The sequence below is a fragment of the Chryseobacterium fluminis genome, assembly GCF_026314945.1.
GTDB classification, from domain to species: Bacteria; Bacteroidota; Bacteroidia; order Flavobacteriales; family Weeksellaceae; genus Chryseobacterium; species Chryseobacterium fluminis.
In genome coordinates this window covers 3,136,994-3,159,791 of the sequence record NZ_CP111121.1, presented here as the reverse complement: position 1 = coordinate 3,159,791, position 22,798 = coordinate 3,136,994, and the positions used below count along the sequence as shown (strand labels likewise).

The 22,798-nt window shown below is 38.2% G+C and carries 23 protein-coding genes and 2 tRNA genes; 15 read left to right on the top strand and 10 right to left on the bottom strand.

Features of this window, described 5'->3' with window-relative positions; genetic code table 11:
* Nucleotides 1-46: 46 nt before the first annotated feature.
* The 5 genes from fbaA (at nucleotide 47) to ODZ84_RS14470 (ending at nucleotide 4,816) form a co-directional block, all read left to right on the top strand.
* Nucleotides 47-1,117: a class II fructose-bisphosphate aldolase gene (fbaA, locus tag ODZ84_RS14490; protein WP_266173084.1), complete on the top strand. Its 1,071-nt coding sequence runs from the start codon at nucleotides 47-49 to the stop codon at nucleotides 1,115-1,117.
* Between the two features lie 80 nt (nucleotides 1,118-1,197).
* Nucleotides 1,198-2,052, top strand: a complete 855-nt coding sequence (gene accD, locus ODZ84_RS14485) for an acetyl-CoA carboxylase, carboxyltransferase subunit beta (RefSeq protein WP_266177371.1) — start codon at nucleotides 1,198-1,200, stop codon at nucleotides 2,050-2,052.
* Between the two features lie 54 nt (nucleotides 2,053-2,106).
* Entirely contained in the window at nucleotides 2,107-2,619 is a 513-nt protein-coding gene (locus ODZ84_RS14480; RefSeq protein ID WP_266173083.1) for a DUF6973 domain-containing protein, read from the top strand.
* A 271-nt stretch (nucleotides 2,620-2,890) separates the two neighbouring features.
* Nucleotides 2,891-4,294 (top strand): nucleoside recognition domain-containing protein, encoded by a 1,404-nt coding sequence (locus ODZ84_RS14475; protein WP_266173082.1) that lies wholly within the window; start codon nucleotides 2,891-2,893, stop codon nucleotides 4,292-4,294.
* Nucleotides 4,295-4,423: 129 nt separating this feature from the next.
* The gene (locus ODZ84_RS14470) at nucleotides 4,424-4,816 is read left to right on the top strand and encodes a hypothetical protein (RefSeq protein WP_266173081.1); all 393 of its coding nucleotides are present in this window, start codon (nucleotides 4,424-4,426) and stop codon (nucleotides 4,814-4,816) included.
* Between the two features lie 14 nt (nucleotides 4,817-4,830).
* Here the strand turns inward: ODZ84_RS14470 and ODZ84_RS14465 are convergent, their stop codons facing one another.
* The 4 genes from ODZ84_RS14465 to ODZ84_RS14450 form a co-directional block, all read right to left on the bottom strand.
* A complete protein-coding gene (locus tag ODZ84_RS14465; RefSeq protein ID WP_266173080.1) occupies nucleotides 4,831-5,715 on the bottom strand; it encodes a ferric siderophore ABC transporter substrate-binding protein in 885 nt (294 codons plus the stop codon).
* Between the two features lie 32 nt (nucleotides 5,716-5,747).
* Complete coding sequence (locus tag ODZ84_RS14460; protein WP_266173079.1) at nucleotides 5,748-6,146, bottom strand: ExbD/TolR family protein; 399 nt, start codon at nucleotides 6,144-6,146, stop codon at nucleotides 5,748-5,750.
* 9 nt (nucleotides 6,147-6,155) lie between these two features.
* On the bottom strand, nucleotides 6,156-6,860 hold the full coding sequence (locus ODZ84_RS14455) for a MotA/TolQ/ExbB proton channel family protein (protein WP_266173078.1): 705 nt from the start codon (nucleotides 6,858-6,860) through the stop codon (nucleotides 6,156-6,158).
* A 171-nt stretch (nucleotides 6,861-7,031) separates the two neighbouring features.
* Nucleotides 7,032-7,493, bottom strand: coding sequence for a hypothetical protein (locus ODZ84_RS14450; RefSeq protein WP_266173077.1), 462 nt, complete (start codon nucleotides 7,491-7,493; stop codon nucleotides 7,032-7,034).
* 170 nt (nucleotides 7,494-7,663) lie between these two features.
* On the opposite strand from ODZ84_RS14450, the gene ODZ84_RS14445 reads away from it, so the two are divergent.
* On the top strand, nucleotides 7,664-9,460 hold the full coding sequence (locus ODZ84_RS14445) for a DUF885 domain-containing protein (RefSeq protein ID WP_266173076.1): 1,797 nt from the start codon (nucleotides 7,664-7,666) through the stop codon (nucleotides 9,458-9,460).
* 119 nt (nucleotides 9,461-9,579) lie between these two features.
* Nucleotides 9,580-10,026 (top strand): DinB family protein, encoded by a 447-nt coding sequence (locus ODZ84_RS14440; RefSeq protein ID WP_266173075.1) that lies wholly within the window; start codon nucleotides 9,580-9,582, stop codon nucleotides 10,024-10,026.
* Nucleotides 10,027-10,123: 97 nt separating this feature from the next.
* Here the strand turns inward: ODZ84_RS14440 and ODZ84_RS14435 are convergent, their stop codons facing one another.
* Complete coding sequence (locus tag ODZ84_RS14435) at nucleotides 10,124-10,744, bottom strand: endonuclease III domain-containing protein (protein WP_266173074.1); 621 nt, start codon at nucleotides 10,742-10,744, stop codon at nucleotides 10,124-10,126.
* 33 nt (nucleotides 10,745-10,777) lie between these two features.
* Here ODZ84_RS14435 and bcp point away from each other — a divergent pair, with 33 nt between their 5' ends.
* A complete protein-coding gene (gene bcp / locus ODZ84_RS14430) occupies nucleotides 10,778-11,227 on the top strand; it encodes a thioredoxin-dependent thiol peroxidase (protein WP_266173073.1) in 450 nt (149 codons plus the stop codon).
* Between the two features lie 171 nt (nucleotides 11,228-11,398).
* Here bcp and ODZ84_RS14425 read toward each other — a convergent pair whose 3' ends face one another.
* Genes ODZ84_RS14425 through ODZ84_RS14405 form a run of 5 tightly spaced genes read right to left on the bottom strand, consistent with a single transcriptional unit; the run spans nucleotide 11,399 to nucleotide 15,608 of the window.
* Complete coding sequence (locus ODZ84_RS14425; protein WP_266173072.1) at nucleotides 11,399-11,932, bottom strand: GNAT family N-acetyltransferase; 534 nt, start codon at nucleotides 11,930-11,932, stop codon at nucleotides 11,399-11,401.
* A complete protein-coding gene (locus ODZ84_RS14420) occupies nucleotides 11,901-12,563 on the bottom strand; it encodes a hypothetical protein (protein ID WP_266173071.1) in 663 nt (220 codons plus the stop codon). The genes ODZ84_RS14425 and ODZ84_RS14420 overlap by 32 nt, the downstream gene beginning before the upstream one ends.
* A 21-nt stretch (nucleotides 12,564-12,584) precedes the next feature.
* Nucleotides 12,585-13,667 (bottom strand): mannose-1-phosphate guanylyltransferase, encoded by a 1,083-nt coding sequence (locus tag ODZ84_RS14415; RefSeq protein WP_266173070.1) that lies wholly within the window; start codon nucleotides 13,665-13,667, stop codon nucleotides 12,585-12,587.
* A 2-nt stretch (nucleotides 13,668-13,669) separates the two neighbouring features.
* Nucleotides 13,670-14,260 (bottom strand): SprT-like domain-containing protein, encoded by a 591-nt coding sequence (locus tag ODZ84_RS14410; protein WP_266173069.1) that lies wholly within the window; start codon nucleotides 14,258-14,260, stop codon nucleotides 13,670-13,672.
* A gap of 1 nt (nucleotide 14,261) precedes the next feature.
* Nucleotides 14,262-15,608: a TolC family protein gene (locus ODZ84_RS14405; protein WP_266173068.1), complete on the bottom strand. Its 1,347-nt coding sequence runs from the start codon at nucleotides 15,606-15,608 to the stop codon at nucleotides 14,262-14,264.
* A 96-nt stretch (nucleotides 15,609-15,704) separates the two neighbouring features.
* Here ODZ84_RS14405 and ODZ84_RS14400 point away from each other — a divergent pair, with 96 nt between their 5' ends.
* The 7 genes from ODZ84_RS14400 to ODZ84_RS14370 all read left to right on the top strand — a co-directional run bounded on the left by ODZ84_RS14400 (nucleotide 15,705) and on the right by ODZ84_RS14370 (nucleotide 22,794).
* Nucleotides 15,705-16,949 carry a bifunctional folylpolyglutamate synthase/dihydrofolate synthase gene (locus tag ODZ84_RS14400; RefSeq protein WP_266173067.1) on the top strand — a complete coding sequence of 415 codons (1,245 nt, stop codon included), beginning with the start codon at nucleotides 15,705-15,707 and terminating at the stop codon, nucleotides 16,947-16,949.
* A 44-nt stretch (nucleotides 16,950-16,993) separates the two neighbouring features.
* A tRNA-Val gene (locus ODZ84_RS14395) sits at nucleotides 16,994-17,068 on the top strand.
* A 32-nt stretch (nucleotides 17,069-17,100) separates the two neighbouring features.
* Nucleotides 17,101-17,175: transfer RNA gene (locus tag ODZ84_RS14390), tRNA-Val, on the top strand.
* Nucleotides 17,176-17,318: 143 nt separating this feature from the next.
* Nucleotides 17,319-18,299 (top strand): hypothetical protein, encoded by a 981-nt coding sequence (locus ODZ84_RS14385; RefSeq protein ID WP_266173066.1) that lies wholly within the window; start codon nucleotides 17,319-17,321, stop codon nucleotides 18,297-18,299.
* A 56-nt stretch (nucleotides 18,300-18,355) separates the two neighbouring features.
* A complete protein-coding gene (locus tag ODZ84_RS14380; protein ID WP_266173064.1) occupies nucleotides 18,356-18,832 on the top strand; it encodes a DUF4280 domain-containing protein in 477 nt (158 codons plus the stop codon).
* Nucleotide 18,833: 1 nt separating this feature from the next.
* On the top strand, nucleotides 18,834-21,860 hold the full coding sequence (locus ODZ84_RS14375) for a hypothetical protein (RefSeq protein ID WP_266173063.1): 3,027 nt from the start codon (nucleotides 18,834-18,836) through the stop codon (nucleotides 21,858-21,860).
* Between the two features lie 118 nt (nucleotides 21,861-21,978).
* On the top strand, nucleotides 21,979-22,794 hold the full coding sequence (locus ODZ84_RS14370; RefSeq protein WP_266173062.1) for a hypothetical protein: 816 nt from the start codon (nucleotides 21,979-21,981) through the stop codon (nucleotides 22,792-22,794).
* The last annotated feature ends 4 nt before the right edge of the window (nucleotides 22,795-22,798 follow it).

Genomic DNA, 22,798 nt, shown 5'->3' with positions numbered 1-22,798 from the left:
CAGGAATTTAAAAAACACCCTAATAATTTATATTAAAAAGTAAAACATGAGCAGAATTTTCCCGGCAGGAGTTGCCACAGGTCAATTAGTTACTGATATTTTTCAGCATGCTAAAGAAAATAAATTTGCATTACCGGCAGTAAACGTAATTGGTTCAAGCAACGTAAATGCGGTTATGGAAACTGCAGCAAGACTAAACTCACCTGTTATTATTCAGTTTTCTAATGGTGGAGCTGCTTACAATGCAGGAAAAGGATTAGGCAACGACGGGCAGAAAGCTGCAATCTTAGGAGCAGTTGCAGGCGCAAAACACATTCATACTCTTGCAGAAGCATACGGAGCTACTGTAATTCTTCACACCGATCACGCAGCAAAGAAATTATTGCCTTGGATCGACGGATTACTGGATGCCAGTGAAGAGCACTACAAGCAGACAGGAAAAACATTATATTCTTCTCACATGCTGGATCTTTCTGAAGAATCTTTGGAAGAGAATCTGGAGATTTCAGCTCAGTACTTTGAAAGAATGGCCAAAATGCAGATGACATTAGAGGTTGAAATCGGGGTTACAGGAGGTGAGGAAGACGGTGTTGATAATTCGGATGTAGATAATTCGAAATTATATACTCAACCGGAAGATATTGCTTATACGTATGAAAAGCTGAAAGCCATTTCTGATAATTTTACTGTTGCAGCAGCCTTCGGAAACGTACACGGGGTATATAAGCCAGGAAACGTAGTCCTTACTCCGAAAATCCTTGATAACTCTCAGAAATATGTTCAGGAGAAATTCGGAACCGGTGAAAAGCCTGTAAACTTTGTATTCCACGGAGGTTCGGGATCTACTTTAGAAGAGATCAGAGAAGCCATCGACTACGGAGTAATCAAGATGAACATTGATACTGATCTTCAGTTCGCTTATACAGAAGGAATCAGAGACTATATGATCGACAATATTGATTATTTAAGGACTCAGATCGGAAATCCTGAAGGGGAAGAAAAACCGAACAAGAAATTTTACGACCCGAGAGGCTGGATGAGAAAAGGTGAAGAAACTTTCTCGGCAAGACTGGTAAAAGCGTTTGAAGATTTAAATAACGTAAATACTTTAAAATAATTTTGTAAAAGTAAAATGTATAAGATACTCCGGTGCTCTTATACATTTTACATTCTACAATGTACATTAATACAGACAATATGGCATTCGAGTGGTTTAAAAGACAGGCAAAAAACATAACAACCTCTACTGATGAAAAAAAGGATGTTCCCAAAGGTCTTTGGCATCAGACTCCGTCAGGAAAAATAGTTGAGAATGACGAACTTAAAAGAAACAATTATGTTTCTCCTGAAGATGGATTTCATGTAAGGATAGGAAGTGCAGAATTTTTTGACATCCTTTTTGATGAAGGTAAATTTACTGAACTGGATGCTCATGTTGAAAGTATAGATATCCTTACTTTCAAGGACACAAAGGCTTATGCTGACCGTTTAAAGGAAGTAAAGGCTAAAACAAAATTAACGGATTCTATCAGAAACGCTGTGGGTACTGTCAAAGGAACCAGAATGGTCGTTTCCTGTATGGATTTCGCCTTTATCGGAGGATCGTTAGGTTCTGTGATGGGAGAAAAAATCAGAAGAGCAATAGATTACTGTATTGAACACAAGCTACCGTATATGATTATCTGTCAGTCTGGAGGAGCGAGAATGCAGGAAGCCACCTATTCTTTAATGCAGCTGGCTAAAGTACAGGCTAAATTAGCTCAGCTTTCAGAAGCCGGACTTCTGTACATTGCTTATCTTTGTGACCCTACATTCGGGGGGATCACGGCTTCTTTTGCAATGACAGCAGATATCATCATGGCCGAACCTAAAGCATTAATCGGCTTTGCAGGCCCGAGAGTGATCCGTGAGACAATCGGAAGAGATTTACCTGAAGGTTTCCAGACTTCTGAATTCCTACAGGAAAAAGGGTTTGTTGACTTCATTGTCAAGAGAACTGAAATCAGAGATACAGTCGCTAAAACAGTTAACTTATTGGCTGTAAACGCTTAAATTTTCTAATCAATACAATACAATCTCTCTCTAATTGGGGAGAGATTTTTATTTATGAGGACATTCAGGATATTTATCAATACCGTCAGAAGTATGAGCTTTAAAAAGATCATGCGTCTTTTATCGCTGGTTCTGCCCCACCCCTTATTTTCTTTGCTGAGCTTTCATGCGACATTACAGGCATTTACCATTGCGCAGAAAAAGTTTCCCAAGACCGCATCCAACAATGGTATAGGAAATTCTTTCAGACATGCATTGTGGTGCGCGCTCATCATGATGTACTGCTGCAAGGTTTCCTCTCCAAAGAAAGCTCTTAAATTCTGTAAAAGAATCACAGATCTTCATGAAGAACTGTTTCCGAACAAGCCATTAGAAACCAAAATGGATCTTCATAACAATAAGATCGGAATGGATTATTTCATGGAACTTTTACCGGGAACACACCGCCAGTTTTTTGAGAAAAGTTTTTTTATTGATGGTCTTGAGAAAAAAATGAAGGAAGCCAAAGTTTTAAAGAAACTGGATGATGATTTTGACGGATTTTTGGTTTACCTGGATGAAAAATAATATGTTTTTTATATTGACGGTTAACATATAGTTGTCATTCTGAACGAGGCGAATGCAGAGTGAAGAATCTATTTTAATAAACCTTTTATTCATCTATGTTTTGGCCAGAGCCAATTTTGATACCCGTCATTCTTTAAATCGGCTTTAGCACGTTCCTACTAATATTAAAAGATTACTTCGTTATTTCATGCCTGGCAATGACTTAAAAATTCATCCCCTCTTTGTAATCTGAAGTTTTTTTGATAAGTTTAAACAATCTTAATTCAATAAAATGGTTCTCAGCAGAATTTGGTCGGCTTTTATTATCATAGCTATTGCCATTGCCAGTATAAAATACGTTTCATCAAGCCACTACAAAACCATTTTCAATGATATGGTGGTAGGAAAAGGTGGTGATACGGTAAAAATCGCAACACAAAAGATGAGTGTTGTTGAACCGATTGTTCGGGATAGTCTGATGAAAAAAAACAGTTTTGAAGACAACCGAATTCATTATAGAACCGATTCTTTAAGACAAGATGTAAAAGTTTACCGTGTTCAGGAAACAGACGGCGTAATCGGCACTTCCGAAACTGCAGTAAAAATCTGTTTGGGATTGATTGGAATCATGGCACTGTTCATGGGTTTCATGAGTATTGCAGAAAAAGCAGGCGGAATCAATCTTTTAAGCCGATTAATTCAACCATTTTTTTCTAAATTATTCCCTGAAATTCCGAAAGATCACCCGGCTTTTGGACATATGCTGATGAATTTTAGTGCGAATCTTCTGGGTTTGGATAATGCTGCGACTCCTTTTGGATTAAAAGCGATGGAAAGTCTTCAAAGCTTAAATCCAAATAAAGATACGGCGAGTAATTCACAAATCATGTTTCTCTGCCTTCATGCCGGAGGAATGACTTTGATTCCGGTTTCGATTATCGCCCTGAGATCCTCTGCCGGGTCTAAAAACCCGACGGATATTTTCCTGTATTGTATGATTGCTACTTTTGCGGCGACGTTGGCTGCAATGATTATAGTTTCTGTTTATCAAAAAATAAATCTCTTAAAACCTGTTCTTTTAGCCTACATTGGAGGAATTTCTGTATTGATTGGCGCTCTGGTTTGGTATCTTACGGGATTGAGTAAAGAAGCTTTAGATATATTCAGTCAGGTTTTGAGTAATGGACTAATTCTATTCATTTTCCTCGCGATTATACTGGGAGCTGTTTATAAAAAAATCAATGTTTTTGAAGCTTTTGTAGATGGAGCAAAAGAAGGTTTTACTACAAGTGTGAAAATTATTCCATATTTGGTTGGGATGTTAATCGCTATCTCACTTCTTAGGACTTCAGGCGTTTTTGAAGTCATTATTGACGGAATGAAATGGGTTGCCAATGCTTCCAATTTAGATGCAAGATTTGTAGACGGACTTCCCACTGCTTTAATCAAGCCATTATCCGGTTCAGGAGCACGTGGAATGATGATGGATACGATGGCTACTTTCGGTCCGGATAGTTTCCAGGGGAAATTAGCGGCAGTTCTTCAAGGAAGCTCAGATACGACGTTTTACGTGATTGCCGTTTATTTTGGGGCAGTAGCTGTAAAGAACACCAGATATACGGTAATTGCTATGCTTTTAGCGGATCTGGTAGGTGTTATTACAGCGATTATCCTGGCGCATCTTTTCTTTGCTTAAATAAATACGGGAGGCTTCGAGAACCTCAGCCACCGCCCGTGTATATAAATTCTTTTAATCAGAAAACAACTTAGTGATTGAGATTTCCGAAACCACTAATAACTTTAAACATAAAACTTTAAATCAATTATGATAACAGATAAAGAATTCACTTTAAGACTCATACGCCAGTTAAGTCAGGCACTGGAAAAACTGATTTTAGACAAACCTGAAGAAAGCTTAATGCAGAAAGAACTGGACTTCGATTCTTTAATGAGAGATATTTTCAAATTTGACTTCACGACCCTTTCACTGAAATCCAAGGAGGAAATCATAGAAATCGTGAATGAAAGGCAGGAAAGAGACCACAAAGATTATTACGAGATGTTAGGAAACCTTTTCTATTTCAAAGGCCGGGGAGAGAAAGATAATGAGTTTTTAGACAAAGCCAAGACATTTTATGAGCTTTATCTTCAAACCAGCGGGATCTTTGCGCTCCCGGTTATCAACAGAATCTCGGAAATAAAAAAAGCACTTGAATAAAGCGCTTTGTATTTTTAGAAGGTAATTTTATAGGTTCCTGTAGATGATGTACTGGCTTTTTCGGCTTTTACATATTTCTTCACCCAAGCTACCGCGTTTGAACTGATGCAGGGATCTGAAGTTCCTCCCGATCTTCTTGCAGAGACAACATTTCCGGCTTTATCCACAGTGTAGGCTATGGTGATTGTTCCGCTTGCCGTACAGCTGTTAGCAGGCTGCGCACCGCCTCTTCCCATTGTTCCCGGGATATAGGAAACTAATTTCCGGTCTATTCCTACTTTGCTGTCTCCATTACCGTCACCGCCCAGAGGATCACCTGCATTTCCTGGTCCTTTTCCATCACCCTGATTTCCCGGGTTTTTTCCTCTTCCTGCCAGTAAATTTCCAATCGCTGCATTTCCTTTTCCATCGCCGTTGCCGGTTTTGGAATTTCCTGTCACCGCACCCGATTTCTTTGTATTTTTAGTAGCTGAAGTGCTCGTAGCAGACTTTTTATCTGTTTTTTTAGCATCCTCTTTTTTAGGTGCGCTTAGTTTAGAATTATTTCCCGTAATGACCTTCTCTTTGGCCTCCGTTTTTTTCGGTTCAGGAACAGGTTCCGGTTTTATCACTGCTTTTGTTTCAGGAACAGCAGCTTCTACAGGCTCCGTAGTCACTTCCTCACTTGCAGCAGCTAAACTTCCAGGCTGTTCGGCAGGTTCCTCAGTACCTTCTCCATTTCTGTTGTCCCCGAAATTAACGAGCATTGTCGTTACCACTTCGGGCTCCTTTTCGATTTCCGGCTTCAGTTTATAGATAAAAACAAAAAGCAGGATCGCAGACCAAATCAGGATAGAAAGTAATGCACTTTTAATCCGGTCTCTATTTTCCTCTCCTTTGTTTACAATATGGCTTTTCATCTTACATGATCTTTTCCGGAATTCCGGGACTGCTATTTATCCTTAACTGTGGCAATGGCGATATTAAATTTGTGCTTTTCGGCTATCTCCATTGCAAAAACAACATCCTTATGCATTGTGTTTTCATCTGCCCGTATAGTAAAAGACTTATTGGTCTGACTGGCTAATTTATCAACGATGATCTGTTCCAGCTGCACCCGGTCCACGGGGCTATCATCTACAAAATAGGTTCCGTCCGGTTTAATGCTTACCGTTAGCGGATTCGGAATATTATCATCCACAGCTCCTGCCTTCGGTAATTTTACATCAATCGCGCTCTGATTGGCTGCAGATGAGGTGATCATAAAAAAGATCAGCATCAGAAGGATAACATCCGTCATCGCGGCCAGACTAAATTCAGGATTTGCTTTATTTCTTCTTTGAATTTTCATACCGAAGATTTATAAAGGTTTGTTGATAAGATCTAAAAATTCTCCTGACATATTCTGGGCTTTCAGAACAAATTTGTCTATTCTTGTTAAAAGAATATTGTAGAAAAAGTTGGCCGGAATTGCCACCGCAAGACCCACAGCAGTTTGCCCTAAAGCGGTATAAATACCTTCTGACAATGTTTTGGGAGAAAAAGATCCGCTTGCGTGAGATAAATTAAAAAATGCAATAATCATCCCGATAACTGTTCCCAAAAGACCCAACATCGGTGCAATACTGGGTACCACTGCCAAAAGATTCAGGTTTTTCTCCATATTGGCTACTTCTACCTGAGCCTGGGATTCCATAGCACTTACAATATCTGATACGGGACGGCCCAGTCGTGAAATTCCTTTTTCAAGAATTCTTCCCTCCGGGGAATTCTGTCTTTTACAATAATCGGCTGCAGCTTCTATTTTGCCTTCTTTAATGAAGTCTTCGATATTATCCATAAAATTGGAGTCTGTTTTCGAAGTTAACCTTTTAATAAAGAAAAAGCGTTCGAAAAACAGGTATAGAGAAAACACACCCAACAGCAACACGGTTACCATCACTATTTTAGCGAAAGCTCCTCCGTGAAACATAATTTTCCAAAATGAAAATTCTAAATCTTCTGCAGCTACTGCAGGGGTAGCAACCTGTGCGAATAAAATCTGAGTAAGTTCCGTTAACAGCATTAATGTGTATTTTTATAAAAGTTTTAACGACAAATGTAGTGGAATATTATCAATTGATATCTTAAAAATTGCTTAAAACAACTTAAAAATTTGTTATTGCGCAAAAACAGCAATTTCTTTCCAAAAAGAATTCTGAAAAGAAATTTGATCTAAAAACAGGGGCAGAGGAATTTAATCTTCGTCTACCACAATATCATCCTGTTTAAACTCGCATTTTAACCTGAATGGGATGGGTGTATCTGATCCCGTGTAGAAATCGTCAATCGTTCCTTTCCAGATTACCTGGAGCTCACCCTCCTCGTTTTTTTCAAACTGGAGCTCATTATCATAAATAAAAGCTTCCTCATCATCAAAAAGGTCTACTTCCGTATAGGTTTCCTCATCGGAATCATCAATGGTAATAGATTTTCCCTCAATTTCTCCCGAGTCTAAGGGGAAATCAAAAACTTCAAAAGAAAGCTGCGGAAAATTGTACTGTAATGAATCATCATCCACATGATCCAACCCGTCATCCGTAATGATCTCAACCTCAAGAAGGTGTTGCTGGTTGCTGTAAACGGCTTTACAATAAGTATTTCTGATATTGTACTTTAGCGTTTCCTCCGGATGGTAAATTTTTAAAATCCCTTTCATTATTTCTTAAAAAAGAACTGTAATAATATGATTGTTAAACGTTTTCAGCAAAGATAAAAAATAGATTGAAAGTGAAAAATATTTTGAATGTTATTTTTTCAATCAATTTCACAAGACCATTCAGCTTATTCTAAATATTACTTATTTTTGTTACTCAAAAGATCCTGATAATGAAAAATATTTTATCGAAAGGTTTTATTGCTGCAGGCTTAGCCATAAGTTTGTTTTCATGCAAAAAATCTGATTCCCCTTTAACCAAAGTCACGCCGAGTAATCTGGATTCCATAGCTTCTAATTATTATGAGCAATATCTTAAGATGTATCCTCTGGAAGCCACTTCACAGGGAGACCCGAGATACAATGACCAGTTACCGATTAATATAGACAAAGATTTTATTTCTGGGGAGATCGCCTTCTACAGCTCCGTTCAGAAACAGCTTTCTAATGTGGATTATAAAAGTCTTTCAGACGATAATAAAGTCGTGTATGATGTTCTGGATTATACTTTGAAGGACAGGATTGAAGTCTATGCCTATCATCCCGAATACATTCCGTTTACCCAGTTTGGAGGACTTCCTTTAACATTTCCGTTATATGGCAGCGGTGAAGGAAGCCAGCCCTTTAAGACAGAAAAAGATTACAGCGACTGGTTCAAAAGAATGGAAAAGTTTCCTGACTGGATGAATGCTGCCGCTGAAAATTTCTGTGACGGCATCAATAACAAGATCGTTTTACCCAAAAAGCTGGTCGTAAAAATGATACCCCAAATGCGAGCAGAAGAAATCACGACCTCCGATATGGAGAAGAATATCTTCTACGGCCCCATCAGAAAATTTCCCCAAAATTTCACACAGGCTCAAAAAGATAAATTCTCAAAACTTTATAAAGATGTTATTATTCAAAAAATCATTCCGGCTTATACTAAAATGGGAGATTTTTTAGAAAAGGAATACCTGCTAAAAGCAAGAGATACAGACGGATACAACAGTCTTCCCAATGGAAGAGAGATTTATCAGTATTATGCTAAAAGCTGGACAACCACCAATCTTTCCCCGGATGAAATCAATAAAACAGGTCTGCAGCAGGTTGCCCTGTTGCGTGCAGAAATGGAGAAAGTAAAACAGCAGGTTGGCTTTACCGGAACATTGGAAGAGTTTATCAATTTTGTAAAAACTGATCCGAAAGCAATGCCTTATAAAAATTCAAAAGAGGTTTTAGCAAGCTTTAACGGTATTTTAGCGAAGATCAGCCCGAAACTTAAAACCATGTTCAATGTAACTCCTAAAACAAAATTTGAGATCAGACAGACCGAAAAGTTCAGAGAAGCGAGTGCCAGTGCAGAATATATTCAGGGAACATCGGATGGAAAAAGACCCGGAATTTTTTATGTTCCTCTTCCTGATCCTTCAAAGTTTAACGTAACTTCCGGAATGGAATCTTTATTCCTGCATGAGGCCATTCCCGGGCATCATTACCAGGTTTCTCTTCAACAGGAGAATACGAAACTTCCGAAGTTTATGAGATTTGGCTGGTTCGGGGCTTATGGTGAAGGCTGGGCCCATTACTGTGAAACGCTGGGCCCGGAATTTGGCTTGTATACTGACCCTTATCAGAAAATGGGCTATTTAAGTGACCAGATGCTGAGAGCGGTGAGACTGGTAGTAGACACGGGTCTGCATACCGGAAAAATGACCAGAGAAGATGCTATTAAGTATTTTCTAAGCAATATTTCTTATGATGAAGCCGGAGCAACAGCCGAAGTAGAAAGATATATGGCAATGCCCGGACAGGCTTTGGGCTATAAAATCGGTTCATTGAGAATCCGTGAGCTGAGAGAAAAGTATCAGAAAGAGCTCGGAAGTAAGTTTAAACTGGCGAACTTCCATGACGAAGTTTTAAGCCAGGGATGTCTTCCATTGAATGTTCTGAACAGAAAAATGGAACTTTGGGCTAAGAAGCAGAGATGATTGATATCAAACAATCATTTACAGGCAGCTATTAACTCCCTTGTTTTATATATTATAGTGAATTTTTTATATCTCATTATATTGCTTTAGAAATATAGATCAGAATACAGAAATAAAAGATGATAACAGAATCCATCAAATCTCTTTACGAGAGAGATTTAAACCGGTTAAAAGTGGAGATTGAATCGTATCAGAATGAAGAATCGATCTGGAAAACAGACAAGAATATTTCCAACTCTTCCGGAAATCTCTGTCTACACCTCGTAGGAAACCTCAGCCATTACATCGGAGCAATCCTGGGAGATTCAGGCTACATAAGAGACCGTGATCTTGAATTTTCACAGAAAGATATTCCCAGAACCGAATTACTTAGAAAAGTGGAAGACACAATCCGGATCGTAATAAAGACTTTAGATCAGCTTAATGAAGAAGATACACAGAAACCCTACCCTATTGAACCTTTGGGATATCCTATGACGATAGATTATTTCCTGATCCATCTGGTCGGGCACCTAAATTATCATCTGGGGCAGGTTAATTACCACAGAAGGCTGCTGGACCTGTAAAAGGCATCCGTCTCCTATGTTTACAAAGTCAAATGTAGGAAACGGATTTTTTCAATTATCTTTCGATTGGGCTATCCGTTTACTGAAACGGATTCTGTTACTTTTCAAACAGCATTTTCGTAATAAAATCTTTCTCCCCTTTTCCTCTTGCCGGAGAATATTCTCTTCCGTAATAGATAATCTGAAGGTGAAGCTTATTCCATAGTTCTTTTTTCCAGAGTTGTTTTGCATCTTTTTCGGTTTCCACCACATTTTTCCCTGAGGTAAGCTTCCATTGCGTCATCAGCCTGTGAATATGGGTATCTACTGGGAAAGCAGGAAACCCGAACCCCTGACTCATCACCACAGAAGCTGTTTTGTGCCCCACCCCCGGCAAAGCTTCTAGTTCCTCATAAGTCTGAGGCACGACTCCCTGGTGCCTTTCTAATAAAAGTTCAGCCATTCGTTTCAGATTTTTGGCTTTGGTATTGGACAGCCCTATTTCTTTAATGAGTTCTTTTATCTGAAATTCCTCCAGTTTTGCCATCCGCTGCGGTGTTCCTGCCACTGCAAAAAGATGAGGCGTAACCTGATTCACTTTTTTATCCGTAGTCTGTGCAGACAATGCTACTGCTACCATCAATGTATACGGATCGGTATGATCTAAAGGAACAGGAACTTCCGGATATAATTTTTCTAATTCTATTTGTACGAGCTCGGCTCTTTGCTTTTTTGTCATGTAACCATTAAATTTGAACAAAATTAATTTATTATGCTGAAAATCGGAGACAAATTACCGGAATTCGAAGGAATCAATCAGGATGGCGAAACGGTACGCTCATCCCAATTCTCAGGTAGAAAACTTGTCGTTTTCTTTTATCCTCAGGCAAGCACCCCTACCTGTACGGTAGAAGCCTGTAATCTGAGCGACCATTATTTTCAACTGGAAGAAGCCGGATTTCAGTTATTGGGAATAAGCGGAGACGGTGTAAAAAAGCAGAAAAACTTTCACAGCAAGTTTGCTTTTCCTTATGATCTTATTGCTGATGAAACCCATGATATTATTGAAAAATTCGGAGTATGGAAAGAGAAAAAGACCTTTGGAAAAACCTATATGGGAATTGTACGGACAACATTTATTTTCGATGAAAAGGGAATCTGTGAAAGAGTCATTGAAAAAGTGACTTCAAAGACCGCAGCGCAGCAGATTTTAGAAGGATAACTTTGCTTCTGTTCATTTATCTGTTTCATTAACAAGTACTAAACCGGTGTTTTTTACCACTATTTGTCATGCTGAAATTCAGATTTCAGATTGGATTTTACCTGATCTTCGGCATGGCAAACCTGGTTGTTCTACGATTCTTAAAGCTGCCCTTCGATGTAAAAGGGGAAGCTATTCAGTTTCGAAGTACATCAGTTCCTCATCTTCATTGGGAAGCGTAACATATTTCTGAAATTTCAGCCCTAACTTTTCGATCAGCTTCTGAGAAGAAAAATTATTTTTTGACGTGATCGCAGAGATTTTTGTTAACCCAAAATCATCCATTCCGATCGATTTTACTTTTGAAGCAGCTTCATAGGCATATCCTTTGCCTTCAAATTCATCTAAAAGAGAAAAGCCTATATCTACAATATCCAGTCCTTCCCTTTCAAATATTCCTACGCCCCCTATCTTTTTATTGTGATCCTTTGTTACGACCAGATAGTTTCCGAATCCCCGTCTTTGAAACTGAGGCAGAAATTTGTTCCTGATATAATTTTCAGCATCTGCAACCGTATTAATACCACGGTTACCGATAAATTCTATAAACTTGGGCCTGTTGTAAAGATCAAAAATAAATTCACCATCCTCCAATGACATCGGACGAATGATCAGTCTTTCCGTTTCATAAAAACTATCGGCGTTTTGTAGATTTTTTAGGCTCATCTTTTGGTTCGTTTTTTTTCTCAAGTTTTAAAAGCCTCGGATTATTCGTGCACTTTTTATTGTAAAGCTCAATATAGGTCCCGTTATCTTTTACGTCTGTTACATTTCCTGAAGATTTGCTTACTGTTAACGTATAATGCGTTTTCTGGTATGGACATTCTGTGGAAGTAAGTTTCCCAAGTTCCAGATAATAATTGGATTTATCTTCATAATAATTTCCCGCCATATCTTTAAACTCCTCATCTACAAAATATCCTTCTATCGTAGCGTCAATAGCTGCTTCCTCTACATTATCTACCTTTCCGATGAATGTTTTAAGACCGGGCAGGTCCAGCACATAATTCATCTTTCCTGCCTGTGAATAAGCAATATAATAAAAACTGTCTTCACTTGGAAAAAGGTCGAATCCTGAAAACTGAGGAATATAAGTCTTCTTGCTTCCTGAAGTCTTTATTTCTTTATCTTTCCCGTAAGAATTATAAACCAGCACCCAGAAGTCTACTTTGCCATTCGGTTCGATTCGTTGGAGAATATTCGGAATTCCTGAAAATTTCATTTTCTCCTGGGAAAATAAAAACACTCCTGAAAGCATCAGGATAAGTACCGGAAATTTGAGTTTTAAACTGTTCATAATGGGTAAACATACAGGTTGCTACATGAACTTTTCTCCTTTTTTGAAGTTTTTAAGATCTAAAACATAATCCTTTATCAGCTGATCATGATCCCGCGGACAGATAAGAAGCACCTTATCCGTATCTACGACAATATAATCTTTCAGTCCATCAATCACTACCATTTTGTTGTTGGTTTTAATATGAACGAGATTTCCTTCGGAATTGTATGTCAGAAGATATTTTTGATTGATTGCGTTCTGATTTTCATCCTTTTCTGTATTTTCATAAACCGAAGTCCATGTTCCGAGATCACTCCACCCGAGATCTGCAGGAATTACATATACATTTTTAGCTTTTTCGAGAATACCGTTATCAATAGAAATTTTCTGAACTTTAGGATAAATAATTTCAATACAGCTACTTTCACTTTCAGAATTATATTCACAGGACATAAACTGTTGCGTCATCTCCGGAAGATGCATTTCAAAAGCATGCTTTATCGATTTCACATTCCAGATAAAAATTCCAGCATTCCAGATAAAATCACCGCTTTCAAGAAAATTCTGTGCAAGTTCAAGAATAGGTTTCTCCGTAAACGTTTTTACTTTGAAATAATCTGATCCTTCTTTTTCCACCAACTGAATATATCCGTACCCTGTATCCGGTCTCGTAGGAGTTATTCCTAAGGTCACTAAGTAATCGTTTTGTGACGCCAGGTCAAAGGCAATTTCTGCCTTTTGAAGAAAAATCTCTTCTTTCAGAATAAGATGATCTGCAGGAAGGACAATCATGGTCGCATCAGGATCTATTTCGGCAATTTTGTTTACCATATAGAGATTACAGGCGGCTGTATTTTTCGCCATCGGTTCCCCCACTATATTTTCTTCAGGAATTTCAGGAAGCTGCTGATGAGAAAGCGTAACGTATTCTTTATTGGTAATGACGAATATATTCTCATCCGGAATCATTTTACTGATCCTGTCATAGGTCTGCTGTATCATTGTACGTCCCGTCCCTAAAATATCCTGAAATTGTTTTGGAAATTTCTGCGTACTCATGGGCCAGAATCTGCTACCGATCCCTCCAGCCATAATCACACAGTATTTATCTGATCTTGACATGTTTAACTACATTTTTCTACCCTCGCTAATGGTTTGAAAGAATACTTTCTTCCTGTAGCCAGGTTCTTACAAAGATAGTTTTTTTTAATCAGACCTTCTAATAAATACTTTTCATTTCGATACATAAAAAAATCTCCTTTCTGAAGGGTTTCAATAAACTGAAGGGTATCATCTTGTTTTTCAATATGAAAATATTTAACCAAATCCGGGCTGGACATAAAATTGGCCTTTGGAGATTTTGAAAATTGGATGATGATGGGGCGGAGCTTTTCGTCATATATACTGAGACTTTCCAGCAACATTTCCCTGAATGTAAGCTTCCACTCATTACCATGAGGAGAGATTCTTCTGCCATACTTTTCAAAAGCAATGAGATGGGCAAGTTCATGGGTAAGCACGAAGAAAAAAAGCTCCGGAACAAGAGTCGAATTGATGGTAATTTCGTGGGACTTATCCGGAAGCTTCCGGTAATCTCCCAATTTGGAATTCCTGTTTCGCGTGATCTTTATATGAATATAATGATCGGCAAACCACAGTTTTAAATATTCTAATGTATTGGGCGGTAAATATTTTTCTAATGATTGAATGGACATTTTATAAACTTAGAGGAATTCCCGCATAGAAATTCAATAATTTAAGACTGAAAATATAGTTAAATCTTGCCTGCGCTACAGAGCCCTGTGCATTAGCATAATTATTCCTTGCTATATTGACATCATAGATGGTAGATCTACCCGCAGCATAGCTTTTATCTGCAAAATCCAATGCCAGTTTTGTACTTTTTTCGGTTTCTACGGAAGAAAGGTAAATTTCGTAGTTGGCATCCACATCAAACTGAGCTTTCTGTACGTTTTGACGAACGATCTGTCTTTGCTGCTCTAAAGTTGTTTTGGCAATGCTTTCGTTAATTTTGGACTGTTCCACCTGCAGTCTGGTAATTCCTTTATTGAAAATAGGAATATTTAAGGATATGGCAGCCTGCTGTCCAAAGTTATCCTTATACTGTCCGAATAAATTTCTTTCCGTAATAATGTTCCCGGCGGCGTCTATCCCTGTTGTATTGGTGGTCAAGAGGTTATTGTAGAAAGATCCGATGCCCACACTTGCAGAGAGGGTAGGCCAAAAAGAGGTTCTCGTAACTTCGGTCTGTGCTTCTGCCGATTTTATTCTGCTTTCCGCCGCTTTTATCTGAGGCTGGGTATCATAAGCAGTAGTCAGGACTTCATCCACAGTTCTGAGCTGGGGAGCCAGCTGATCTGGAACCTCTACATTTTCCACATCAAAATCTTTATATTCCTCCAGTTGTAAAAGCTGGGCAAGTGCGAATAAGCTTCTTCCTACATTAATTTCCGCAGTTTTGCGGTTTTGTTTCTCTCTTGCAAGGGCCGCTTCTGCTTCTGCCAAAACGGTTTGAGCCGTTGTTCCTACCTTCGTTGTTATCTTTGCCCTGTCATATTGTTTCTGAGCATTTTCTACGGCTGCTTCAGCTATCTTTACGATTTCTTTATTCAGTAAAGTGGTAAGATATTGCTGTGCAATCTGCAGAGAAATATCATTCCTGATGGTTTCAATATCATATTGGCTTGCCTCTACATCAAATTCCGTCTTGCGGATCGTCTTATCCAGCCTTCCGTTATTATACAGCAAAACATCAGCAGCAATATTGGCACTGTTACTGAATCTGTCATTTCGCAAACTTCCCGTACCGAATGAGGTCTGACCGAAACTTACCGTATTTCCTACATTAGCAGATACAGACGGGAGATAGCTTTTCTGCGCAATTCTGAGGTTAGAGTCCTGAATCTGTTTTGAGTATTCGTTTTGGATTACCTGAAGATTATGCTTTACCGCATAGTCTATACATTCTCTCAGAGACCATTTTTCCTGGGCGCCGATTCCCAGACAGGATAATCCTAAAATAATAATCAAAACTTTTTTCATATGAGATTTTTCCATGATTAGACGTGTCAAATATAAAAAAGTTACAGTTTCAAAAAATTAATATTTTATTTTAAAAACTTTTAAGAATTTTGCATCATGACAAACGAACAATATCAGGAAGCTGTAGAATGGCTCTTTGTACAGGCTCCGAATTATCAGATCGATGGAGAGAAAGCTTATAAGCCTGGTTTGGATAATATTAAAAGGCTCTGTGATTTTTTTGATAATCCTCAAAAAAAAATTAAATGTATCCACATTGGCGGCACAAACGGGAAAGGTTCCTCAAGCAATATGCTCGCTTCAGTACTGCAGGAAGAAGGTTACAAAACAGGTTTATATAATTCACCCCATCTTATTGATTTTACAGAACGTATCAAAATAAACGGTGAAAATTGTGATAAGGAATTTGTATATAATTTTATCCAGAAGCTTAAAAACCTTCCGAAAGATATTCTTCCTTCGTTTTTCGAATTTACCACGATTATGGCTTTTGAGTATTTTCACCAAAAAAATGCAGATTTTGCTATCATTGAAGTAGGCTTGGGAGGGAGATTGGATTCTACCAACATTATCACCCCTTTAGTTGCCGCAATTACTAATGTAGAGCTCGACCATCAGAATATCCTGGGAAATACCATCGAAGAAATTGCAGGTGAAAAAGCGGGAATAATTAAGCCCGGTATATCCATCATCTCCGGAGATGACAATGAAACAGTAAAAGAGATTATCAGAAGCAAAGCCATTGAAGAGAATGCTCCCTTCGTGGATGCAAGTCTGCTGACCACGGATTTGTCATCCGATCTGAAAGGAAATTACCAGAAAAAAAATATCAAAACCGTTCTTGCTTTAATTGAAGAACTAAGAAAATTAAATATCGTTATTTCTGATCGAAGTATTGAAGAAGGCCTTTTACACGTTCATCAGAATACAAAATTTATCGGCCGTTGGTTTGAATTTTCAAAAAACCCACTGATCATTTGTGACACCGGACACAACCAGGCAGGTTTAGCCTATGTTTTTGACCAGTTAAATTCAATAAATAAACACAAACATATTATTTTAGGTTTTGTAAATGATAAAAAAATAGATGAGGTGATGAATATATTACCGGACGATTCTGAATTTTATTTTGCAAAACCGGCGATCCACAGGGGAAGGCCGCCTCAGGAGTATGAAAATCTTCTGGTGAATGCAAAAATTTCTTACAAAATTTTCGACACGGTACAGGATGCGTATCTTTCTGCAAAAGAGGAATGTACAAATGAAGAAATGATTTTTATCGGCGGAAGCAACTTTGTAGTCGGAGAATTTTTAGAAAAAAATTTGGAGATTTCCAAATAAGTCGTATATTTGCACCACTCTAATCGAGGAAACAACGATAAAGAGGGTTCTTAGCTCAGTTGGTTCAGAGCATCTGGTTTACACCCAGAGGGTCGGGGGTTCGAATCCCTCAGGACCCACAAAAAGGAAACGAAACCTTTCAAAAAAAATCGGGCTCTTAGCTCAGTTGGTTCAGAGCATCTGGTTTACACCCAGAGGGTCGGGGGTTCGAATCCCTCAGGGCCCACAAAATCTCTCAGACTTCTGAGAGATTTTTTTATTTTTATAATAACCAATCGAAAACTCATGAAGAAATTATTTCTATTTTCTTTATATCCCTATTTTTCGGTTCAGATGTAGAAATAGTGTTGAATAAAAAATGAATCAGCCATGGACGTATTAATGTCAAAAAAGGAAATTCTGAGAAGACTTAACAGCCTTAGAATAAAACCTTTTGGGTTAACTCAAAGAAAATATGGTATTACTGTAAAATACTTTTCAGAAAACGAAGAAATCCCCTCAAAAAGAATAGATTATGATATAAATGTGGAGTTGAGCCTGGAATATAACCGAGGGACCTTGACGGTTCATAAGGAAAACATCTATTACAATCAGCACCAGCCAGACCGTATTAACGAGATATTGGGAGAATCAATATCGAAAGCGTTGTATCCGCTTCAGACCGTTATTAATGAGAAAGGACTGACCACAAGTGAAATACTTAACCATAAAGAAACGATGTCCCGGTGGGAGCTGGAAAAACAAAAGATAGTACAAAATCATCAAAGTGACTCTCTGTACAGTTTTTTTGCTGCTGCTGATAAAAAGCTGTCTGATAAAACGAGTGTAGAAAGGAGTTTAAAATACGATTGGTTTTGGAATCTGTTTTTCCATCCTAAATTTATTGATTATGGCGAATTCAGAACAACCGAAACTTCATTAAACCTATCCGTTATTCCTTACAGACCTCCTGTAAAATTTTCAGGAACGCAGTTAATTCATAAAATCCCCACAAAATACCATTCTTTTGTTATAGAATTTAACAGTAACGAGATGGCTGCGCATCCATATTTTATCCCTCGTCATTATACCCACCAAAGCTGCTTTATGTCTCTAAAAGTTATTTTTGACATGGACGTTTATCATCATTTTCCAATGCATATTCAGGCCTATTTTGAAGTTTACACAAAAGACTGGGCAGGAAATAAAATTTTCATCAAAAGGATCAATTATACCCAATTTCAGGAAAATACCGGAGAATATAAAGACCGAAAACTAGACAGGGACAGCCCCTTTATCACAGGCGGAATGGTCGTCTCTGAGCCTAATCCATGGGGATTTTATAAAAACAGGTATGAAAACGACTGGTAAAAATCCTGTTTGAATAAAAAACACTAAATTTACCTACCACACAAAATTATATTAATATGTCCTTAAAACAAAAGGTAGTACAGGGAGCCTTGTGCCAATGTCAGTTTGGTACTACTCCGGACAAACTAAAAGTACTTACCCAGCAGAAGTACTTCATTAATGACTTTAACGGCAGTTCGAAATTGGCTGCTACTCATAAAGATATAGGCCTTACTTTCGAAAAAAACACATTCGGCTCCTGTAAAAAGATGAACAACAGCCCCTGCACAGCCAGTGTTACAGAATGGAGCGGCTACTATGAAAAAGAAAAATACTCTCCCCCTGACGGATTTATTTTACTGGAAGACAGCAAGGCCACCTGTCCTATTGGCGGAAAAGACTGCATCAGCATTTTGAAAACCGGGCAGATCGGGGAGCCTTCCGAAAGCAGTATTCAGAATGGAGATGAAGAATTACAGTCTCATATCAATCCTGTCCTGAATTTAAAAAATAATGCCCTTACTTATCCTTACGATCTGTTAAATGCAAGATAAAATGGAAGATATTTTGAAAGGAATAAAGGCCTGCTATCACGAGATAGACGGAAGAAAGGAGTTCACCGTAGTTCCCGATGTGGTCGTTTATCTTCTCAGTGGAAAAACCCATCGGTTTGTACTGGAAAACAATGCGAACATTCTGGGATCAAAGACCACCAATCCCCAGACCACAGTACACGGAGCAAAATGGGCTTTTATTTTATCGTATCTCTATGGAGAAGCCTTAAAAACCCCTGAAAATGAAAAGCTTCCCTTATGGGCAGATTTGGGTGGCGGAGATGTTTCTGTAAAATATTTGGGAATTGATGATCAGTATAAACAGGGTTCGGCGATAGAGATTACCCCTAACGAACATGATGTCTGGCTTGGGAATTACCATAGAATGGAAGTTTTCAGCCATATCCCGGGAAAAGGCTTAAATTTTCACTTCCTGACCATTGATAAACCGAAAGTTTATTTAGCATATTTTGACAAGCAGAATGTAGATCCCGAAATCAAAGAGTTTAAGATCAATGATGGCTATTATTCTTACGGTGAGGTTATTAAATTTCATGTGGCGACCCATATGCTCCCTCTCAAAATCAGTGATCAGTATAAAGCGAAGTACGGAAAAATAGAAGAAGAGCCATCTTTTGAACATTTGGAGGTTGAGATAAAGCTTACAGATGAAAACCATAAAGTTTTATTGGAAGAGCCTATTATAAAAGGAAAGTTGGTAGACTACTCTCCTACTGTAAAAGATGCAGGCAGCATCCACATCAGTCTTGGAACAGCCAATATCGCCTATGAATTTCCCATCTTTATTAATCCCGACTGGAAAGATACCATCCATATTAAGGACAAAAAAGTAAAAGCCTACTCTGTCGATATAAAGATTACCAATACTAAAACAAAAAAAGAATATACCTATCAGCCGGACAGCAGCCAGATCCGGAGAATTTCCGAATCTAAAAGAGATTTTGATGATCTGGATGTTTCTCCTGTTTTCTGGGTAAAGTATGAGGAAATGGAAATGGTGATGGCCAGGCTGGAGCAGAAAAAAGCCAATATGATACAGTATATTGGTGATATTGACTATAATTATAAAGATAAAAATCCTTGTGCCTATTCAAAAATTATCATTAACGACGGAGAAACTGATCATGAGATTTTCAATGAGTACAGTACGGGCGATCAGGTAAAGGACAGCACCAAAAGATGGGTGGATATTGTAGCAGGAGATAAAGAAGCAAAGGATGTAAAAATTACCGCAAAATATCTTCAGTCTAAAGATGCCGTCCCTGAGAACGTACGAACTGCTAAAAACGGATATCTGTGTCAGATGATTCTGAATGACGAAAAGCCCCATGAAGGAATTAAAGACGTTTTTAAAATGGACTGGATTGTCGGACAATACCGGCCTTCCCAAGATCCCACCTTATTTATACAGAGAGTTCTGGATCTTGCAAAATCTCCTGCTCCGGGAGGTCCGCTGGTGTATCATCCCTCCAATGCCAGTAAGGCTCCGAAACTCAGCATTCAGAAAGTCCCTACCGATCAGGAAATGAAAGGAACTCCCCAACCCAAAGAAGTGCAGGAAGTTTTTAAGGGAATCTCCGTTTCGGGAATTCAGGGACTGCAGGAAGGAACGGATTTTATCATTGATGAGGGCAACGATTCTATTACATTAAAACTTAAATATAAGTATAATAAGTCCTACGACGATAAAATTAATAATTACCTGTACGGGAAACAGGAATATATGTCAAAAGGTCTTTTAAATGATAATTTCAAAAATGCCTGGGTTGTAAGATACTTATTGAAGTTTTTTAACAAAGAGCAGATTCATCAGACCTACTTCGTTCCCGTTACAACCTGCAGATACCCCAATCAAATAGCCGGAGTCCGGGTATTCCCGGATATGAAATGGGTGATTAATTTTAATTATAATATTGATACTCCCCTTTACTATAACACCACAACTCCACTGGATGAGTATTATAGCGGATTTAATGAAGGAAAAGTCAATACCCAGAACAACAGTACAAGAAAAGATATTCTTGATAAAAAAGTGGCCAATCATTTACAGCATTACGTAGGCAGAAAAACATCTTTCGGCCTGTATGTAGAATGCGAAGTAAGTGGCGAAGACGACGTTATAAAATTGGGCCATGATTTTGCTGAAAAATACAGAACGATGCTTAAGCCTCTTTTTTGGATTGTCAATAAAGTAGACGGAGATCTGGGGGTTTCTGATGCTCAGGCAGAAAACAGACGGCTCCAGACTTCTCCGGCCACTCAGAAAGGACTTATGGCCAGGTTAAATGCACTTCCTATGAGCTTTGAGCTTAACCCTCCAAGTATCGGTGTCGGTCTGGGGATAGGATATGGAGTTTCTAAGGCAGGTCATATTACAGCAGAGTTAGAAGGCAGAATTGTTGCAGATCCCATTATCGGTGCTAAAGTAAAATTAGATATCTTAGCACTGGGAAGTAAATTTAAGCCATGGGGAGCCATTATTGATGCGCTGGATCTTGTATCCTGGCTTGCCAATCTTTTTAGTGGCGGCCGGGTGGAAGTTAATTATGAATTGTATTTTGAACTCTCTGCTGCAATTACACTGGTGGGGGCAGATTCTAAAGACGGAGAATCTACGCCTGCGAATATTAAATATAATTTTGCAGATGAAGCGTTTAGTGGCAGTATTGCTTTACAGGGAGAATTAAAGGGAGTGCTGCATGCCAGTTTTTCTCTTAAAATATATGTAAAAGCAGAGAAAAACAAGTCTTTTGATGCGGAAGAGAACAAAAAGAAATCTCTGGGAGCAGGTATCGGGGCAGAAGCCAACACAAGCGTAACGCTTACCTTGGGAAAAAACTTCGGGAAAAATAATGACTGGGATGCAGATTTTTATTTTGCCGGCGTTACTTTAAAAGTATGGGCAGAAGCAGGATATTCCGACAAAAGTGATGCTAAAACAGTACAACTCATTCCTGATTACGAAGACAAGATTAATATTTTTAAAAATAAAGGAGAAATAAAATAATGAGACATTTTTTATTAACAGTTACCTCTTGTACCTTACTGTTTGTATGCTGCGGCAATGAAAAAAAGAAAGCAATCAGCCTGCAAACGAACAAAATATCACAAAAAAAATACCATCAATGAAATCATACCTTCTTAATCATGAAATAAGAAATGTAGACTACGAAATATATTTAAATGATTTCCTCGTGGGACAATCCCACGAAAATAACGGAATTCCCGGGCCCTATAAACTGAATCAATATATTTTCTCCAATGGAAAACAGGAAGTACGGATAAAGATTTCAGCTAATAAAAATCAGAAAGAAATAACTTCGGAAATCCTGAATGAAATAAGCAGAAATACGGGAATTTACCTTCTTCAGAATAAAGATTACAATAACATCCAGGAAGTAAAAAAACTTGAATTTCCAAAGCTTGAAAAGCCGGTTCCTTCCTATGAGTTTAAATGGGAGTTTGACGCAGAAGCCACTCCCGGAATCAACAACCTGAATAACTCTCAGGATATTTCAAAGATGGATAAAAGCAAGCTGCACGATGAGGTTTTTGCAAAATATGATGAACTGAGAAATCTTCTGCATTCAGGAAACGGAGATCAGTTTATGAAAGAAATTTCTAAAGCTAAAAACGATCTTTTTATTGCAGACGGACTTTCTGAAGAGGGCCAGAAAAAATACAATGAAAATCTTAAAAATTATTTTTCCTCTCACAAAGACTTACTTCCTGATTTTAATGAATTTACCATAAAAATACTGGGACACGGAAGAGCCGTTGCTTTGGAAAATATTTCTCAAAATAAGGGCATGGGTGTATTATCCGCTGAAGACAAAAAAGAAGGAATGCTGAATTCCAATTATATTATTTTACACAAGCCCAAAGGCTCCGATTCTTTTGAAGTTTTCCGATACAGCAGTTCTTTTTCTGAGCTGAAGTAAAATG

Excerpts from the sequence above, each read along its gene's own strand:
- fbaA (WP_266173084.1), top strand. The coding sequence starts at position 47 with ATGAGCAGAATTTTCCCGGCAGGAGTTGCCACAGGTCAATTAGTTACT.
- accD (WP_266177371.1), top strand. The coding sequence starts at position 1,198 with ATGGCATTCGAGTGGTTTAAAAGACAGGCAAAAAACATAACAACCTCT.
- ODZ84_RS14480 (WP_266173083.1), top strand. The coding sequence starts at position 2,107 with ATGAGGACATTCAGGATATTTATCAATACCGTCAGAAGTATGAGCTTT.
- ODZ84_RS14475 (WP_266173082.1), top strand. The coding sequence starts at position 2,891 with ATGGTTCTCAGCAGAATTTGGTCGGCTTTTATTATCATAGCTATTGCC.
- ODZ84_RS14470 (WP_266173081.1), top strand. The coding sequence starts at position 4,424 with ATGATAACAGATAAAGAATTCACTTTAAGACTCATACGCCAGTTAAGT.
- ODZ84_RS14465 (WP_266173080.1), bottom strand. The coding sequence starts at position 5,715 with ATGAAAAGCCATATTGTAAACAAAGGAGAGGAAAATAGAGACCGGATT.
- ODZ84_RS14460 (WP_266173079.1), bottom strand. The coding sequence starts at position 6,146 with ATGAAAATTCAAAGAAGAAATAAAGCAAATCCTGAATTTAGTCTGGCC.
- ODZ84_RS14455 (WP_266173078.1), bottom strand. The coding sequence starts at position 6,860 with ATGCTGTTAACGGAACTTACTCAGATTTTATTCGCACAGGTTGCTACC.
- ODZ84_RS14450 (WP_266173077.1), bottom strand. The coding sequence starts at position 7,493 with ATGAAAGGGATTTTAAAAATTTACCATCCGGAGGAAACGCTAAAGTAC.
- ODZ84_RS14445 (WP_266173076.1), top strand. The coding sequence starts at position 7,664 with ATGAAAAATATTTTATCGAAAGGTTTTATTGCTGCAGGCTTAGCCATA.
- ODZ84_RS14440 (WP_266173075.1), top strand. The coding sequence starts at position 9,580 with ATGATAACAGAATCCATCAAATCTCTTTACGAGAGAGATTTAAACCGG.
- ODZ84_RS14435 (WP_266173074.1), bottom strand. The coding sequence starts at position 10,744 with ATGACAAAAAAGCAAAGAGCCGAGCTCGTACAAATAGAATTAGAAAAA.
- bcp (WP_266173073.1), top strand. The coding sequence starts at position 10,778 with ATGCTGAAAATCGGAGACAAATTACCGGAATTCGAAGGAATCAATCAG.
- ODZ84_RS14425 (WP_266173072.1), bottom strand. The coding sequence starts at position 11,932 with ATGAGCCTAAAAAATCTACAAAACGCCGATAGTTTTTATGAAACGGAA.
- ODZ84_RS14420 (WP_266173071.1), bottom strand. The coding sequence starts at position 12,563 with ATGAACAGTTTAAAACTCAAATTTCCGGTACTTATCCTGATGCTTTCA.
- ODZ84_RS14415 (WP_266173070.1), bottom strand. The coding sequence starts at position 13,667 with ATGTCAAGATCAGATAAATACTGTGTGATTATGGCTGGAGGGATCGGT.
- ODZ84_RS14410 (WP_266173069.1), bottom strand. The coding sequence starts at position 14,260 with ATGTCCATTCAATCATTAGAAAAATATTTACCGCCCAATACATTAGAA.
- ODZ84_RS14405 (WP_266173068.1), bottom strand. The coding sequence starts at position 15,608 with ATGAAAAAAGTTTTGATTATTATTTTAGGATTATCCTGTCTGGGAATC.
- ODZ84_RS14400 (WP_266173067.1), top strand. The coding sequence starts at position 15,705 with ATGACAAACGAACAATATCAGGAAGCTGTAGAATGGCTCTTTGTACAG.
- ODZ84_RS14385 (WP_266173066.1), top strand. The coding sequence starts at position 17,319 with ATGGACGTATTAATGTCAAAAAAGGAAATTCTGAGAAGACTTAACAGC.
- ODZ84_RS14380 (WP_266173064.1), top strand. The coding sequence starts at position 18,356 with ATGTCCTTAAAACAAAAGGTAGTACAGGGAGCCTTGTGCCAATGTCAG.
- ODZ84_RS14375 (WP_266173063.1), top strand. The coding sequence starts at position 18,834 with ATGGAAGATATTTTGAAAGGAATAAAGGCCTGCTATCACGAGATAGAC.
- ODZ84_RS14370 (WP_266173062.1), top strand. The coding sequence starts at position 21,979 with ATGAAATCATACCTTCTTAATCATGAAATAAGAAATGTAGACTACGAA.